At 67.7% G+C, this 17,053-nt stretch carries 12 protein-coding genes; 7 read left to right on the forward strand and 5 right to left on the reverse strand.

The features are described from left to right. Positions 1-10 precede the first annotated feature (10 nt). Genes glgX through treY form a run of 4 tightly spaced genes read left to right on the forward strand, consistent with a single transcriptional unit; the run spans position 11 to position 8,736 of the window. Entirely contained in the window at positions 11-2,137 is a 2,127-nt protein-coding gene (gene glgX / locus ACO1BU_RS04200) for a glycogen debranching protein GlgX (RefSeq protein WP_424134655.1), read from the forward strand. Continuing rightward, positions 2,134-3,891, forward strand: coding sequence for a malto-oligosyltrehalose trehalohydrolase (treZ, locus tag ACO1BU_RS04205; protein WP_424134656.1), 1,758 nt, complete (start codon positions 2,134-2,136; stop codon positions 3,889-3,891). The genes glgX and treZ overlap by 4 nt, the downstream gene beginning before the upstream one ends. Continuing rightward, positions 3,891-5,924, forward strand: a complete 2,034-nt coding sequence (malQ, locus tag ACO1BU_RS04210) for a 4-alpha-glucanotransferase (protein WP_424134657.1) — start codon at positions 3,891-3,893, stop codon at positions 5,922-5,924. The genes treZ and malQ overlap by 1 nt, the downstream gene beginning before the upstream one ends. Positions 5,925-5,937: 13 nt before the next feature. Further along, positions 5,938-8,736, forward strand: coding sequence for a malto-oligosyltrehalose synthase (gene treY / locus ACO1BU_RS04215; protein ID WP_424134658.1), 2,799 nt, complete (start codon positions 5,938-5,940; stop codon positions 8,734-8,736). A gap of 58 nt (positions 8,737-8,794) precedes the next feature. Here treY and ACO1BU_RS04220 read toward each other — a convergent pair whose 3' ends face one another. Both ACO1BU_RS04220 and ACO1BU_RS04225 read right to left on the reverse strand, forming a co-directional pair. Then, positions 8,795-10,096 carry an MFS transporter gene (locus ACO1BU_RS04220; RefSeq protein ID WP_424134659.1) on the reverse strand — a complete coding sequence of 434 codons (1,302 nt, stop codon included), beginning with the start codon at positions 10,094-10,096 and terminating at the stop codon, positions 8,795-8,797. A gap of 144 nt (positions 10,097-10,240) precedes the next feature. Then, positions 10,241-10,708, reverse strand: coding sequence for a cupin domain-containing protein (locus ACO1BU_RS04225; protein WP_424134660.1), 468 nt, complete (start codon positions 10,706-10,708; stop codon positions 10,241-10,243). Positions 10,709-11,404: 696 nt separating this feature from the next. Here ACO1BU_RS04225 and ACO1BU_RS04230 point away from each other — a divergent pair. Next, a complete protein-coding gene (locus tag ACO1BU_RS04230) occupies positions 11,405-12,844 on the forward strand; it encodes a sensor histidine kinase (RefSeq protein ID WP_424134661.1) in 1,440 nt (479 codons plus the stop codon). Here the strand turns inward: ACO1BU_RS04230 and ACO1BU_RS04235 are convergent. From ACO1BU_RS04235 to ubiA, 3 genes are all read right to left on the reverse strand, one after another. Beyond that, positions 12,782-13,228 carry a response regulator gene (locus ACO1BU_RS04235; protein ID WP_424134662.1) on the reverse strand — a complete coding sequence of 149 codons (447 nt, stop codon included), beginning with the start codon at positions 13,226-13,228 and terminating at the stop codon, positions 12,782-12,784. The genes ACO1BU_RS04230 and ACO1BU_RS04235 overlap by 63 nt on opposite strands. 107 nt (positions 13,229-13,335) lie before the next feature. Next, positions 13,336-13,980: a class I SAM-dependent methyltransferase gene (locus ACO1BU_RS04240; protein ID WP_424134663.1), complete on the reverse strand. Its 645-nt coding sequence runs from the start codon at positions 13,978-13,980 to the stop codon at positions 13,336-13,338. A gap of 52 nt (positions 13,981-14,032) precedes the next feature. Further along, a complete protein-coding gene (gene ubiA, locus ACO1BU_RS04245; RefSeq protein WP_424134664.1) occupies positions 14,033-14,968 on the reverse strand; it encodes a 4-hydroxybenzoate octaprenyltransferase in 936 nt (311 codons plus the stop codon). Between ubiA and ACO1BU_RS04250 the strand changes: the two genes are divergently transcribed. Continuing rightward, the gene (locus ACO1BU_RS04250) at positions 14,961-15,692 is read left to right on the forward strand and encodes a 16S rRNA (uracil(1498)-N(3))-methyltransferase (protein WP_424134665.1); all 732 of its coding nucleotides are present in this window, start codon (positions 14,961-14,963) and stop codon (positions 15,690-15,692) included. The two genes, ubiA and ACO1BU_RS04250, sit on opposite strands and share 8 nt — an antisense overlap. Before the next feature lie 8 nt (positions 15,693-15,700). Further along, on the forward strand, positions 15,701-17,044 hold the full coding sequence (locus ACO1BU_RS04255) for a glutamate--cysteine ligase (protein ID WP_424134666.1): 1,344 nt from the start codon (positions 15,701-15,703) through the stop codon (positions 17,042-17,044). Positions 17,045-17,053: the final 9 nt, after the last annotated feature.

Genomic DNA, 17,053 nt, shown 5'->3' on the forward strand with positions numbered 1-17,053 from the left:
CGCCCTGCCGATGCCAGCCGCGCCGACCCGTCTCGAAACCGGGAAGCCCTATCCGCTGGGGGCCACCTGGGACGGGTTGGGAGTGAACTTCGCCGTTTTCTCCGCCCATGCCCAGCGGATCGAACTGTGTATCTTCAATGCCAATGGGCGCCGTGAGATCGCGCGCTACAACCTGCCGGAATGCACTGATGAGGTCTGGCACGGCTACCTGCCCAATGCGGGGCCCGGCACGGTCTATGGGTACCGGGCGCACGGGCCCTATGAGCCCACCAAGGGCCACCGTTTCAACCCGACGAAGCTGCTACTGGATCCCTATGCAAGGCAACTCGTCGGCGGTGTCACCTGGTCGGATGCGCTATTCGGCTATCGCGTTGGCAACCAGCGTGCGGATCTGACCATCGATCGCCGTGACAGCGCCGCGGCCATGCCCAAGGCGGTGGTGGTCGATGACCGCGCCTATGAATGGGGCGGGGATCGCCCGCTGGAACGGCCCTGGTCCGACACGGTCATTTACGAGGCGCATCTCAAAGGCCTGACCCAGCGGCATGAGGCAGTGCCGGAGCCGATCCGTGGGACTTTCCAGGCACTTGGCCATCCGGCGGTGATCGACCACCTGCTGAAACTCGGCGTGACCGCGGTGGAGCTTCTGCCGGTTCATGCCTTCCTGCAGGACCGCTTCCTGGTGGAGAAGGGACTGAGCAACTACTGGGGCTATTCCACTCTTTCCTTCTTCGCACCCGAGCCCGGTTACCTCGCCACAGGCAGCCTGAACGAGTTCCGCTCCGCCGTGCGCCGCCTGCATTCCGCCGGCATCGAGGTCATCCTGGATGTGGTCTACAACCACACCTGCGAGGGATCGGAGATGGGCCCGACCCTGTCCTGGCGCGGCCTCGACAACGCCTCCTATTACCGTCTGCTGCCGGATAACCCACGTCATTGCATCAACGACACTGGCACCGGCAATACGGTGAACATGTCGCATCCGCGCGTGATCCAGATGGTGATGGATAGCCTGCGCTACTACGTGGAGCAGTTCCACGTGGATGGCTTCCGCTTCGATCTGGGCAGCATTCTCGGGCGCGAGACAAACGGATTCGACCCCGGCTCAGGCTTCTTCGATGCGGTGCGGCAGGATCCTGTCCTTTCCCGCACGAAGCTGATCTCCGAACCCTGGGATATCGGGCCAGGCGGCTATCAGCTTGGCAATCACCCTCCGGGCTTCGCGGAGTGGAACGACAAGTTCCGTGACGGCGTACGCCGTTTCTGGAAGGGCGATGAGGGAATGCGCCCCGACTTTGCCGCGCGCCTGCTGGGCTCCGCCGAACTGTTCGATCGCCGTCGCCGCCAGCCCTGGGCCAGCGTGAATTACGTCGCCTCGCATGACGGCTATACGCTGCACGACGTGGTCTCCTACAGCGAGCGCCACAACGAGGCGAATGGCGAGAATAACCGCGACGGCCACAGCGAGAACTACAGCTACAACTGGGGCGTCGAGGGCGAGACGGATGACGACGACATCAACGAGATCCGCGGCCGCCTGAAGCGCGCGATGCTCGCGACGGTCTTCTTTTCCGCCGGTACACCAATGCTCCTGGCCGGTGACGAGATGGACCGGACCCAGCAGGGCAACAACAACGCCTATTGCCAGGATAATGAGATCTCCTGGGTGGACTGGCAGCGGGCTGCCACGGAATCAGCGCAGTCGCTGATCCGCTTCACCGCCCGGCTGGCGCAACTACGGCGCCGCTTGGCGCCGCTGCGCCCGCCGCGCTTTCCGCATGGCCAGTCCGAACCCGTTCCGGGCATCTCGGACACGCAGTGGTTCAGCCAGGATGGCAAGCACATGCGCCCGGAGGACTGGGGCAACCCCGTGGCCAAGACCTTCACCCTGCTGCGTGCGGACGGCGCCCCGGATGGTGGCGCCGATACCGTGCTTCTGATGATGAACGCCGACAGCGCCGACCAGGTCTTCACCCTGCCGGGGCTGGTACGGCACTGGACCATTCTCCTCGACAGCGCACAGCCCGATGCGCCGGAGCGCCTGCTGGAGGGGAATGAGAGCACGGTGCAGGTGGCCTCCCGTTCCGTCGTGCTCCTCTGGAGCCGGCTCGACAATCCTGAGAGCGATACGACATGACGACGATGCTCTGGGGACCGCTGCTCCATGAGGGCGGCGCGACCTTTCGCCTTTGGGCGCCCTCCGCCCAATCCGTGTCGCTGGAGGTGGAGGGAATGGACCCCATCCCCATGCAGGCGGCGGGGGAAGGGTGGTATGCTGCCGATGCGGCGGTGAAGCCCGGCGCACGCTACCGCTTTCGCGTTTCCCCCGATCTGCTGGTGCCGGATCCAGCCTCCCGCGCGCAGGCCGAGGATGTGCACGGTCCTTCGGTGTTGGTGGACCATAGCGCCTACCAATGGAAGACCACCGATTGGTACGGCCGTCCCTGGCACGAGACGGTGCTCTATGAGCTGCATGTCGGCACCTGCGGCGGCTATGCCGGCGTGAAGGGAATGCTGCCGCGGCTGCGCGATCTCGGCGTCACGGCGGTGGAGCTGATGCCGCTGAACGCATTCCCTGGTGGAAGAAACTGGGGCTATGACGGCGTGCAGCCCTTCGCCCCCGATCCGAGCTACGGCACGACGGATGAGCTGAAGGATCTGGTGGACGAGGCGCACCGCCTCGGCCTCTCTGTTTTCCTCGACTGCGTCTTCAATCATTTCGGCCCTGATGGCGCTTACCTGCACGCCTTCGCCAAGCCCTTCTTCGATGAGGGCATCCATACCCCCTGGGGCGCCGCGATCGATTTCAAGAAGGAGCCGGTGCGCGCCTTCTTCGAGGAATGCGCGCTCATGTGGCTGCGCGACTACCGCATCGACGGGCTGAGGCTGGACGCCGTGCACGCGATTTCCGAGCAATCCTGGCTGGATGTGCTGGCCCATCGCATCCGCGCGGAGATCACGGGACGCGAAGTTCATCTCGTGCTGGAGAACGAGGGCAATACCGCCTCCAAGTTGGTGCCCGGCCTCTACAATGCCCAGTGGAACGACGATGGGCATAACACCCTGCACCCGCTGCTGACCGGCGAGCGCGAGGGCTATTACGAGGATTTCGCCGAGGACGGCGCGAAGAAGCTCGCCCGTGTGCTGGGGGAAGGCTTCCTCTTCCAGGGAGAGGAGATGCCGCATCTCCACCGCCCCCGCGGCGAGCCCTCCGCCCATCTGCCGCCCACCGCCTTCGTGCTGTTCCTCCAGAACCACGACCAGGTCGGCAATCGCGCGATGGGGGAGCGGCTGAGCGCCCTGGCCGATCCCAAGGCCCTGGCCGCGGGCACCGCCCTGCTGCTGCTCTGCCCGCAGATCCCCATGCTCTTCATGGGGGAAGAATGGGGCGCCACCGCTCCCTTCCTTTTCTTCACGGGCTTCAAGGATCCCGAACTGGCCAAGGCGGTGCGCGAAGGCCGCCGTAAGGAGTTCGCGCATTTCAAGGCTTTCCAGGATGAGGAAGCCCGGGAGCGCATTCCCGACCCGAACGACCCCGCCACCTTCGAGCGGTCCCGCCCCGATCCCACCGAGGCGCAGCGTCCGCCGCATGACGCGATCCTGGCCCATCACAAGGCGCTGCTGGCAATCCGCCATGCCGAAATCATCCCCCGCCTGGCCGGTGCGAAGGCCGAGGGGGCGGAGCCGGTGGGCGAGGCCGCTGTCGTCGCGCGCTGGCGCATGGGCGACGGTGCCCTGCTGACGATCGCGACGAATCTCGGGGGCGAAGCAGCACAGGTTAAGGCGGCCGGCGCCCGGACCCTGTTCGAGAGCACTCCCGGCGCCGCCACGTCCCTGGCTGCCGGCACGCTGCCGCCACACACGACCATCGCCCTGCTGGACCCCGCCTGATGAGTGACAATGAGCTTCGCGACCTCGCCCGTGCCGCCGGCATCGCGGTGGAATGGAAGGACGTGAACGGGCGGGACCAGGTGGTTCCACCGGAGGCCATGCGGGCCATCCTGGCCTCGCTGGAACTGCCGGCCGGCAACGAGGCCGAGATCCGCGAGAGCCGCGAGCGGCTGCGGAAGGAGCAGAGCGGCCTGCCCCCGCTCTGCACGGCAATCCAGCACCGCCCTATCCTGCTTGGCCTTCCCGGGGAGCCGGAGTTCCGCCTGACGCTTGAGAGCGGCGAGAGCTGGGAGGGCCGTGCATGGCAGGAGAACGGGCTCTGCACGCTGCCGCCCGTGAACGAGACCGGCTACCACCGGCTGGAGATCGGCGGGCAGGAGACAGTGCTGGCCGTCTGCCCGCAGCGCTGCCACGGGATCGCGCCGGGCACGCGGCCCTGGGGCCTGGCCCTGCAGCTCTATTCGCCGCACCGCAAGGGGGATGGCGGGATCGGGGATTTCACCGGCCTCGCGCAGCTCGCCACCTCGGCGGCCCGGCACGGGGCGGAGGCCATGTCCATCTCTCCCGTCCATGCGCAGTTCTCGGCGGATCCAGAGCGCTTCTCGCCCTATGCGCCCTCCTCGCGCCTCTTCCTCAATGTGCTGCATGCTGATCCGGCCGCGCTGGGCCAGGACGCATTGCGCACCGCCCTGTCCGAGACCGGGCTGGCCGACGAGTTCGAGCGGCTGGAGGGGCTGGACCTCGTGGATTGGCCGGCGGCCGCGCGCCTGCGCCTTCGCCTCTTCCGCTCCATCTTCGACCGCTTCTCCGGCGATCCGGCCTTCGACCGCTTCCGCGAGGAGGGCGGCGAGGCGCTGGAGAGCCATGCCCGCTTCGAGGCGCTGCACGCCCATCTCTACGGCCGCGACCCCTCCTTGTGGCACTGGAAGAGCTGGCCGGACGAGTTCCGTAGCCCGGACGCCCCCGGCGTTGCCAGTTTCGCGCAGGAGCACGAGCGGGAGGTCACCTTCCACGCCTTCCTGCAATGGGTGGCTGATCGCGGCCTCGGCGCCGCCCAGGCGGCCTTCAAGGGCGCGGGGGCGAAGATCGGACTGATCGCCGATCTCGCCGTGGGGACGGATGGCGGGGGTAGCCATGGCTGGTCGCGGCAGGGGCAGATCCTCCGCGGCGTCGGCGTCGGTGCACCGCCCGACATTTTCTCGCCCCTTGGCCAGTCATGGGGCATTTCCGCCTTCTCGCCGCGCGGGCTGCGCGACAATGGCTACACCGCCTTCCTGGAAATGCTGCGCGCCGCCATGCGCCATGCCGGAGGGGTGCGGATCGACCATGCGATGGGCCTCGCCCGTCTCTGGCTTGTCCCGAACGGGGAGGACGCGACCAAGGGCGCCTATCTCCACTTTCCCGTGGACGACATGCTGCGCCTGGTCGCGCTGGAATCGCGGCGCCATCAGGCCATCGTGGTGGGCGAGGATCTCGGCACCCTGCCCGAGGGCTTCCGCGAGCGCCTGGACGAGACGAATCTGATGGGCCTGCGCGTGCTGTATTTCGAGCAGGAGAAGGATGGCCGGTTCACCCCGCCCTCCCAGTGGTCGCCGGGCGCGGTGGCCGTCACCACCACCCATGACCTGCCCACCGTCGCGGGCTGGTGGAAGGGACGCGACATCGAATGGCGCGTGAAGCTCGGCCGCCTGGGTGAGGGTGCCGACGGCACGCCGCAACGCGAGGAGCGCGCGCGCGACCGCGTCCATCTCTGGGAAGCCATGCGCGCGAGCGGCGCCACGCAGGGCGATATGCCCGGCGAGGATCAGGGGGAGGAGGTGGCGACGGTGGCTGCCCGCCACGTCGCCTCTGCCGCCTGCGCCCTGGCTCTGCTGCCCATGGAGGACGCGTTGGCGCTGGAGGAGGCGCCGAACCTGCCGGGAACCACCGAGGGACATCCCAACTGGCGCCGGCGCCTGCCGGGCGAGGCCGCTACAATACTGGACCAGCCGGAAACCGCAGCGCGCCTGCGCGCTTTCGCCGAGGCACGTTGATGGTCTCACGCTGATGCCCGCCCCCACCACACCCCGCGCCACCGCGCGCCTGCAGTTCCACAAGGACTTCCCGCTGGATGCGGCGGTGCCCCTGGTGCCGTATTTCCAGAAGCTCGGGATCAGCCATCTCTATGCCTCGCCCATCCTGAAGGCGCGGCCCGGTTCCACCCATGGCTACGACATCGTGGACCCGGAGCGGATCAACCCGGAACTGGGCGGGGAGGAGGCGCTGCAACGTCTCGTCACCACGCTGCGCGCCCATGACATGGGCCTCATTCTCGACATAGTGCCGAACCATATGGGCGTCGGCGGTGCCGATAATGGCTGGTGGCTGGATGTGCTGGAATGGGGACCGAAATCCCCCTTTGCCAAGTTCTTCGACATCGACTGGAACCCGCCCGATCCCACGCTGAACAACCGGATGCTGGCGCCCTTCCTCGGTGCCCCCTACGGCACCGTGCTGGAATCGGGCGACCTGGCCCTGCATTTCGAACCCGAAAGCGGCAAGATCTACGCCCAGTATTTCGAGCACCGCTTCCCTCTGGCGCCCCATACCTACGCGATGCTGCTCTCCGCCACTGGAGAGCCGATGCTGACGGGCCTGGCCCAGACCTTCCGCTCCCTGGAGACCGGCACCGACCGCGACGCCACGCGCGCCGCCGCCGGACTTGCCCTGGACATGCTGGCGCAGCATGCCCGTACGCCCGAGGGCCGCGTGCAGATCGATGCCGCCATTGCGGCGCATGATCCGAAAGACGAGGTAGGCCGCGCCCGGCTGCATGAGCTGCTGGAGATGCAGAACTACCGCCTGGCCTGGTGGCGTGCGGCGACGGATGAGATCAACTGGCGCCGCTTCTTCGACGTGACCTCGCTGGGCGGCCTGCAGGTGGAGCGCCCGGCTGTTTTCGAGGCAACCCATGCCCTGATCCTGCGCCTCTATGCCGAAGGCTGGATCGACGGCGTGCGCGTGGACCATGTGGATGGTCTGGCCGATCCGCGCGGCTATTGCCGCAAGCTGCGCCGCCGGCTGGAGGCGCTGACGCCGAAGCGCCCGGCGAACGCCCCCAAGGGCCATCCGCTGCTGCTGATCGAGAAGATCCTGGCGCCGCATGAGAAGCTGCGCCGCGACTGGATGGTGGACGGCACCACCGGCTACAACTTCATGGACGAGGTTTCGGGCGTCCTGCACGACCCCGCTGGCGCGGAGCCGCTCGCCGCGCTTTGGCACGACCTGACCGGCCGTCCCGCCGATTTCGGCGAAGAGGCGCGCGAGGCCCGGCGCCAGATCCTGCGTTACAATCTGGCCAGTGAGTTGAACGGCACCTCCGTCGCGCTGCAGCGCATTGCCATGCGCGACCTGGCCACGCGCGACTTCACCCTGACCGCCATCCGCCGGGCATTGACGGAGGTGCTGGTCCATTTTCCCGCCTATCGCTCCTATCTCGGCATTGCCGGGCGCAGCGAGTCAGATCGCCGCCTGCTGGACTGGGCCATGGCTGGCGCCCGCCGAACCGTACGCGCAACCGAGAGGCCGTTGCTCGAACTGCTGGACTCCTGGCTTGGCGGTGATGCTCCGCGGACCCTGCCGCATGCCCAGCGGCGGGAACGGCAGCGCGCCGCCGTGCGCTTCCAGCAGCTTTCGGCACCGGTTGCGGCCAAGTCCGTTGAGGACACGGCCTTCTACCGCTATGGCCGCCTGATCTCGCGCAATGAGGTGGGCTCCGAGCCCTCTCACTTCGCCGAAACCCCCGCTGCCTTTCACGCCGACTGCCGCGAGCGCGCGAAGTATTTTCCGCGCGAGCTGCTGGCGACCGCGACGCATGACCACAAGCGCGGCGAGGACACGCGTGCCCGCCTGGCCGTTATTTCCGAGCTGCCCGAGGAATGGGCGAGCACCCTCACGCGCTGGACGCGACTGAATACATCGCTGAAGAAGGAGGTGGACGGCGAGCCCGCGCCCGACGCCGCCGACGAGATCATGCTTTACCAGTCTCTTATCGGCGCGTGGCCGCTGGAGCTGGATCCCTCCGACGAGGCAGGGGTGGAGGAGCTGATCAAGCGTCTTGCCGCCTGGCAGGAGAAGGCGTTGCGTGAAGGCAAGCGCCGCTCCGAATGGGCCGTGCCGAACGAGCCCTATGAGGCAGCCTGCCGCGACTTCCTCACAAGCATGCTCGCCGCGGACCGTGCATCGCGCCTGCGGGACGAGGTGGCGGCGCTCGTCCGGCGCCTCGCCCCGGCTGGAGCCGTCAACGGGCTGGCCCAGGTGCTGATCCGCTGCACCGCGCCGGGCATCCCGGATCTTTATCAAGGCACGGAGTTCTGGGACTTCTCCCTGGTGGATCCGGACAACCGCCGCCCCGTGGATTTCGCGGCGCGCGAGGCCGCGCTGGAGGCGGGTGAAATGCCTGCCGCCCTGCTACCGCGTTGGAAGGATGGGCGGGTCAAGGCCGCGCTGATCGCCCGCGCCCTGGCTTTGCGCGCCCGCTTGCCCGAACTTTTCGCGGAAGGCGAATACCTCCCGCTGGAGGCGGAAGGCGAGATAGCGCCGCATATTCTCGCCTTTGCGCGGTGCCATGGGGATTCGGCCAGCATCACGGTCGTCACCCGCTTACCGGGGAGGCATCTCGGTGCGGATGCGCTGCCCATGATTCCTGCCGAAGCCTGGGGCGACACGGCATTGGTGCTGCCGCCTGCCCTGGCCGGGCTGTCCTTCCAGGATGCGCTGGGTGACGGTGCGGCGGCGCGTGGGGAGCGCCTGCCGGTGGCCAAGCTGCTGGCCGCTTTGCCCGTTGCGCTTCTCGCCGCGGGTTGACAGAGGCCGGCGGCGGTCTGGCACCAGGGCGTGACGAGGCGCCCTGGTGCCTGGCCTCTCAGGCGGTAAGGGACCGCCCCTTGGTTTCCGGCAGCAGCAGGGCCGCCAGGATGATGAGTCCGTAGGCCCCAACGGTGAACATGCCGATGGCCTGCCCCAATGGGACCGTCGCGCTCAGGATGCCAACCAGCGCCGGGAACAGCGCCCCGACCGCGCGGCCGAAATTGAAGCAGAAGCCGATGCCAGAGCCGCGTATCCGCGTCGGAAACAGCTCGTTGAAGAAGGCGCCGATGCCGCTGTAGATGCCTGAGGAGAAGAAGCCGAGCGGCGCGCCGAGCAGGAGCAGCACAGAGTCACCGATCGGCACGAACATGTAGACCAGCACGGTGATGACCGAGCAGCAGGCGAAGAGGAAGAAGTTCTTCCGCCGGCCGATGGCATCCGTCAGATAGGCGCTGATCACATAGCCCAGGAAGGAGCTGACGATCACGATGGCCAGGTAGCCGCCGGTGCTCAGCACGGAAAGTCCGCGCACCGTACTCAGATAAGTCGGCAGCCAGACCATGATCGCGTAGTAGCCGCCCTGCGTGCCAACCGCGAGCAGCGAGGCCAGGATCGTCGTCCGCAGGATGCCTGAGGAGAAGATGTCCAGGAAGCTGGAGCGTGCGGCACCCTGCTCGATCTTCCGCCGGTTCTCCAGGAAGATCTCGGGTTCGGCGACGTAGCGGCGCAGGAAGATCACGAAGATGGCCGGCAGAAGCCCGGCGGCGAAGAGGGCGCGCCACGCGATCTCGGCCGGAAGAAGATAGAAGAAGACGGTATAAAGCAGCGCCGCCGCGCCCCATCCCACGGCCCAGCCGCTATGCACGGTGCCGTTGCCCTTGCCGCGGTGCTTGTCGCGGATGATCTCGCCGATCAGCACGGCGCCGGCCGCCCATTCGCCACCGAAGCCAAGGCCCTGCAACGCCCTGCAGATCAGCAACTGTTCGAAGTTCTGCGTGAAGGCGCAAAGGAAGGTGAAGAAGGCAAACCACAGCACGGTAATCTGCAGCATCCGCACGCGCCCGTAGCGGTCGGCCAGGATACCCACCGCCCATCCGCCGACCGCGGAGGCCAGCAGCGTCACTGTCGCCAGCACCCCCGCATCGGCGCGGGTAAGGCCCCACAGCCCGATCAGCGTCGGAATCACGAAGCTGTAGAGCTGGACGTCCATTGCATCGAGGGCCCAGCCGCCGAAGCAGGCCCAGAAGGTCTTTCGTTCCTTCCCCGTCAGTTCCCTGTACCAGCCGAAAACCCCTGTGCTGGCATCGTCGGGGGTGGCGGCGCCCGGCAGAACCGGTCCTTCGACCTGTCCACTCATGGATGTCTCTCTCCCGTTTCTCCGCTTTTCCGCGGTTCTTTGATTGGTTCGTGCAGTCTGGAAGGAGCCTTGTCCCGGAACTCCCGAATCAAGGGAAAAGACGTGGGGCCGCTTCCGTCGCCGGAAGCGGCCGACGGCGTGTGCTCAGGCGGGTTCCTTGATGGCGGCCTGCCACTTCGATCCCCAGTCGTCCCCGACCAGGTCGACGATGCTGCCGTCCTTCTCGAAGAACTTGTTGGGCACCTGGAACATGGCCAGCATCAGGCCGCCCTCTGGAGTCCAGGCGGAATGCCGGCTTCCGGCTGGGCGCCAGACGAACTCGCCGGGCCCGACGGAAAGGCCGACCTCATGGCCTGTCTTGTCGACCAGCCTTCCTTCCATCACGTAGGTCTGTTCCAGAAGGACGTGCTCATGGTCCGGCAACTCGGCGCCGGGATCCATTTTTAGGAGCACGGTCAACAGGCCGGTCGCCTTATCGACGAGCAGCGTTTTCACATAAACCCCAGGATACTTGATCGGCTCCCACGGAAGGTCATTCGCGTGCACCAGGCGTGATGCCAGGGGATGAAGATTTTCATGGTTCTTGGCGCTTGGGGTGAATGCTGTCGTCATACGTTCCTCCTTCGGGCCGAGATCCGGTGCTTGATGCTCGGCATTGGGCGAGGCGAGCCCGCCCCGTTGAGGTCGTCAGCACCCGGCCGGGCCGGCATTTCCTGAATGCCTCCACTGCCCGCCCATAACTGAAGACCCGGTTCATCATCTGGCGGCTGCCGGGATGGAAAGCGTTACTTATGCGGCGTCCAGGCGGGCCGATGCCGGGTGGATGCACGCTTCCAAAACTGTGGTGGCTATCCGCCCTGCGCGAGCATGATGTCAGGGCAGCGCGTGTGCTTGATCAAGGTGACAGGCATCGTTGCCATGAACCTTTCCTGGACCAATTCCTGGGCCAGTTGGTCAGTGAGACCGCCAGCCCTCTTTTTTTCTCCGAGGATCAGAGGCTCGGCTTGTCTGGCTGTCAAGCAGAACCATGGCGGGGCATGCTTCTGCGGGCTGTGGGCGTTGAATTGGTTTGAATTGGCTCAGGTTGGTTCATGTGGTGCTTCACGGAGTCTTTGGCCCTTCATGGCCGGGGGCGGCCCCGCCTGCTTCCGGCGCCCTCCGCTGTGCCGACTCGTTCCGTGGATCGCCCTTTCCCGACGACTCCGCCGCATGGCAGCCCCGACGCATCGCTTCCTAATCTGCGCGTTTGACGTCGCCCCCCCCAGCATGGCGTAAGCTTGCCGCCACGAAACTGCGCGGAACCGCCGCTTGCCCACTGACCCATCACATTCCCCGAGGCCGCGTGCCTGGGCCGAGGAGCGCCTGGCCTTGGCTCTTGAGGCCTCCGGCATCGCCGGCGCCTGGGACTGGGATGCGGAAACCAATCTCATCCATGGCGATGCCCGCGCCTGCATGTTGCATGGCATGGACCCGATGCTGGGTGAGCAGGGAGCACCTGGCCCCACGCTTCTCGCCCATGTGGTGCCGGAGGACCGTCCCTCGCTGGATCGGGCCCTGGCCCTGGCCCTGGCTGGTCGCGCGCCGCTGAATATCGCCTACCGCGTCTGGCCGCCGGGCGGGGATGTCGTCTGGGTGTTGCTGCGCGGCCGAGTGCTCCGTGATGCCGCGGGCACGGCCATGCGCCTGGCCGGGGTCGCGCTGGACATCTCCGACCAAAAAAACACCGAGGCCGCGTTGCGGGAGAGTGACGCCCGTTTCCGCGCCATCGCCGACACCATGCCCCAGGTCGTCTGGTCGGCCCGCCCGGACGGCTACCACGACTACTTCAATCGCCGCTGGTATGACATGACCGGCATGGCGCCCGGCGAGGCCGATGGGGAGGCCTGGTCCGAGATGGTTCACCCGGAGGACCAGCCGCAAGCCTGGGAGCGCTGGCGCCACGCGCTGACCACCGGCGAAACCTATGAGGTCGAGTATCGCCTCCGCATGGCCGACGGATCCTGGCGCTGGTTTCTCGCCCGCGCCATGCCGGTCCGGAACGCGCGCGGAGGCATCACCCGCTGGTTCGGCACCTGCACCGATATCCACGACCTGCGCCGCCTGGCCACGGAGCAGGAGGTGGTTGGCCATGAGCTGACGCACCGGATCAAGAATCTCTTCTCCGTCATCGTCTCGCTCGTCTCCCTCTCCGCCCGCGGCCACCCCGAGGCCGGGGCCTTCGCGGAGGATTTGCGTGGCCGGATCAATGCCCTGGCCCGCGCCCATGAATTCGCCCGCCCGCCGGGCCCTGGCGGCCGCTTCCAGGGGGACCGGCCTACCCTGTTTCGCTTCCTGCGCGAATTGCTCTCCCCCTACGCCCCCAGCCCCGGGCAGGAGGATCGGATCGTCATTGCCGGCGATGACCAGGCTTTCGATGACGCTGCGGCCACGCCGCTCGCGCTGCTGTTCCACGAACTCGCGACCAACGCGACCAAATACGGGGCCCTGTCCCGCCCAGCCGGGCGCGTCCGTATCTTGGTGGAGCAGCAGGCCGAGGCCATCGTCCTGCGCTGGCACGAGAGTGGCGGCCCGCCCCTGGCCGGCCCGCCTGCGCGTGAGGGGTTCGGCAGCCGGCTGGCAACCATCAGCGTGCAGGGCCAGCTTGGTGGCACCATCACGCGGAACTGGACGCCGGAGGGTCTGGAGCTAGAAGCCCGCCTGCCGGTGGACGCCCTCGATCGCCGTCGCCGTACCCGCCAGCAGGCGTAGCTCGTCGGGCGGCACCGCGGAGCGCCCCTCGCGTAGGGAGATGGCGAAGCGCACGGCCTCGTTCAGCGCCGCCTCGGAATGGGGCTTGGACAGGATGCCAACCGGACCGCTGATCCCCGGCCCGACCTGATGCGGATTGGCAGTGAGATAAATGACGGTGGCACCCCAGTCCTGGGACAGGACTTCGCCCAGCCTCGGGCCGGTGGGGCCGTCCCGCAGATTCAGGTCCACCAACGCCAGATCGATCCCTTCCTGGGCAATTTTCAGGGCCTCCCGCGAGTCCGCCACAGCGCCCACCACCTCATGGCCCATGGCCTCAAGGGAATAGGAGAGGTCGAGGGCGATAAGAGCCTCGTCCTCCACGATCAGGATGCGCTGCGACATGACATTTATCCGACGACTGGGTGACGCCGGGAGAACTGAATGGGGTGCCAGGGGTTTCGTCCCATGGATCGCAGTGCGGCAGTGTGTTCGTGGCACCTCAGCCGCCCTCAGGGCAGGAGGCGGGACAGGACCACCTCGCGCTCGTCGCGATCTTCCAACTCCCGCGTGACCGGCACTCGGAAGCGGGCCACCGGCGCCAAGCCTTCGCTGGGAACATAGGCGCGGCCAGGATCGGCCAGGATCACCTCAGCCCCCGCTGCCGCCAGGCTGCGCAGCCAGGGCAGGATATGGCGGGTCATCGGCGCCTCGTAGCAGACGTCGCCGGCCAGCACCGTGTCCCACCGATTGGGCGTGCCCACCACATCGCCGGGTGCTTCCAGCACGGAAACGCCGTTCAGCCGGGCGTTGAGCCGGGTGGCGGCATGGGCAAGTGGGTCGATCTCCGCGGCCTCCACCAGTGCTGCCCCGGCCCGCGCCGCCGCGATGGCGGCCAGGCCTCCCCCCGCCGCGAAGTCCAGCACGCGCCGTCCCGCTACGCGCGACCGTTCGTCCAGCACCCAGCGGGCCAGCGCCTGGCTGCCAGGCCAGGCGAAGGCCCAGAAGGGGGGCTCAATGCCCTGCTCGCCGAGCCAGGCCTCGGTCGCCTGCCAGATCGGGGTGATCTCGGTGGCCAGATAGAGCGGGATCTCGGGTACCAGGGCTGGGTGCGCGATGGCCGTGTGGGCGACGACAAAGGCCTCGGGATCCTTCACGGGATTTCGGCCGATGTGCCCAGATGCCGAAGTGCCGGTCCTTCCCCGCCTTTCACAACCGTCCCACCAGAAGCGCCAGGGCGATCAGCAATCCGGCGTCGCGATTCGATTTGAACAGCCGCAGGCAGAGCCCTGGATCATGGATATCGAGCCGCCATACCTGCCAGGAGAAATGGGCTGCCGGTACGAGGAGCGCGACGAGGAAAAGCGGGTCCAGCCCCGCAACAAGCCCCGCCGCAGCCACGAGGAGGATGCAGATCGCGAAGGACACCCCGAGGAAGGGCTGCGTGCGCTCCCCTAGTGTCAGGGCGGAGGAGCGGATGCCGACCAGCGCGTCATCCTCCCGGTCCTGGTGCGCGTAGATCGTGTCATAGGCCAGGGTCCAGAAGAAAGCGGCGACCCAGAGCAGCAGGGCAGGGGTCTCCAGCCGCCCGGTGCTTGCCGCCCAACCCGTTGGCGCCGCCCAGGTGAAGACGAAGCCCAGCATGGCCTGAGGCCAGTTCGTCACGCGCTTTGCCAGAGGATAGAGGACAATCGGCACCAGCGAGCAGGCGCCGAACAGGATTGCGGCGGGGGGAAGCTGGAGCAGGATCACCAGCCCCAGCACCAGCAGGGCGGCCAGGAAGGCGAGGGCCTGCCGGGAGGAGACGGCGCCGGATGCCAGGGGGCGGCCCTGGGTCCGCTCCACCTGGCGGTCAAGGTCGCGGTCCCACAGGTCGTTCACCACGCAGCCCGCGCCGCGCATCACCACCGCCCCGACCCCGAACAGCAGGGTGAGCCACAATCCCCGCCCCCAGGAGGGCGCGGCGGCCGCGAAGGCCCAGAGCCCGGGAAGGAAGAGCAGCCAGGAGCCGATCGGGCGGTCCAGCCGCATCAGCAGGGCATAGGGAATGAGGGCGGAAGGAAGCCAGCCGGACAGGCCTTCCCGCCGGATATCGGTGTAAGGAGCCACGAACTCCCTGTCCGACGGATCGCCGCCTGTGTCCATCCCGCGTCTCTTCACCGAACATGACCTGCGCGAGGGAACGGCCATTCCCGCCGCCCCGGGGCAAGGCCGCTATCTCGGCGCGGTGATGCGAAAGAAGGAGGGGGATGCCGTGACCCTCTTCAACGGCAGGGATGGAGAGTGGCGCGGCCGCATCGGCACGATCCGCAAGGATGATGCGGCGCTGGTGCCCGAAGTCTTGGTCCGGCCGCAGCCGCCCGCGGCCGGCCCCGTTCTGCTGGTGGCCGCCCTGAAGCGGGAGGCAATGGAATGGGTGGTGGAGAAGGCGACCGAACTGGGCGCCCGGGCCATCCACCCCGTCCTCACGACCCGCGCCGTGCCGGACCGGGTGAACCGCGCCCGCCTGGCCCTCATCGCCCGGGAGGCGGCGGAGCAGTGCGAGCGCCTGGATGTGCCGGATCTGGCCGAGGCCGTGCCATTATATGCCGCCCTGGAGGGTTGGGACCCCGCCACCCCCCTCATCGTGGCGGCCGAGCGGCGGGAGGCGGCACCCCTGGCCACCCTCCTGGCCGGTCCCGTTCCGGCCCTTCTCGTCGGTCCCGAGGGCGGCTTCACGGGACCGGAACTTGACGCCTTGGCGCGGCATCCCTTTGTTGCAATGGCCAGCCTCGGCCCCCGAATCCTCCGGGCGGAGACGGCGGCGGTCTCGGCGCTGGCGGTTGTGCAGGCGATCCGCGGCGATTGGACCCATCACACGGACGAGTAGAAAGCAGCATGTCCAATCCTGGCGAGGCCGATCTCACGCCGATCCAGTCCGCGCGTGACCTCGCCGGATGGTTCGCCGCCGGCAGCAAGCCGCGCGACCAATGGCGGGTGGGCACAGAGCACGAGAAGATCGGCTTCCACCGCCGAGGCTTCACTCCGCCCTCCTATGAACCCAACGGCATCGCCGCCCTGCTGGAAGGGCTGGCCGCCAAGGGCTGGGAACGGATCGAGGACAGCGGCAAGCTCATCGGCCTCAAGCGCGGCGAGGCGAGCGTCAGCCTGGAGCCGGGCGGCCAGTTCGAGCTCTCCGGCGCCCCTGTCGCGACAATCGGGGAGACCGAGGCCGAGCTGGACGACCATTTGCGCGACCTGCGCGAGGTGGCGGAGCCGCTCGGCATCGGTTTCGCGGGCCTCGGCTTCCATCCCATCGCCACGCGGGAGGCGATGCCCTGGATGCCCAAGACGCGCTACGCGATCATGCGGAACTACATGCCGCGTGTGGGCGATATGGGCCTCGACATGATGCTGCGCACCGCCACCGTGCAGGCCAATCTCGATTTCGGGGATGAGGCGGACATGGTGGAGAAGCTTCGCATCTCCCTCGCGCTCCAGCCGCTGGCCACCGCCCTTTTCGCCAATTCCCCTTTCCGGGAGGGGGCGGCAACGGAATACCGCACGCTACGCGGCCAGGTCTGGACCCGCACCGATCCCGACCGCACCGGCATCCCCCCCGTGGTCTTCGAGGACGGCTTCGGCTTCGAGCGCTTCGCCGACTGGGTCCTGGACGTGCCCATGTATTTCGTGATGCGCGAGGGACGCTTCGTGGACGCGACCGGCACCACCTTCCGCGACTTTATGGCGAAGGGACTGCCGAGCGACTCCTCCATCCGCGCCACCATGGGCGACTGGGCGGACCATGTGACGACGGTCTTCACCGATGTCCGCCTCAAGCGATTCCTGGAGATGCGCGGTGCCGATATGGGCTCCGCCTCCATGGTGACGGCGCTTCCGGCCTTCTGGGTCGGGCTGCTCTATGACGACGCGGCGCAGAAGGCGGTCGCCGCCCTCACGCGCGACTGGTCCGTCGCGCAGATGCAGGCGCTCCGTGCCGCCGTGCCGATGCAGGCGCTGGATGCCGAGATCAGCGGCGTGCCGTTGCGCGAGGTGGCGCGCGAGGTGCTCGCCATCGCGGGCGACGGATTGCGCGCCCGGGGCCATGGGGAGGAGCGCTTCCTGGCCCCGCTGGAGCGCGTCGCGGCCTCGGGCGAAACCCAGGCCGATCACTGGCTGCGCCGCAATGCCGAGAGCTGGGGCGGGGATGTGTCGCGGGTCTTCGAGGAGGCGGCGCTGTAACGGTCCCGC

This window comes from Roseomonas chloroacetimidivorans (genome assembly GCF_049629625.1).
GTDB lineage: Bacteria > Pseudomonadota > Alphaproteobacteria > Acetobacterales > Acetobacteraceae > Roseomonas > Roseomonas chloroacetimidivorans.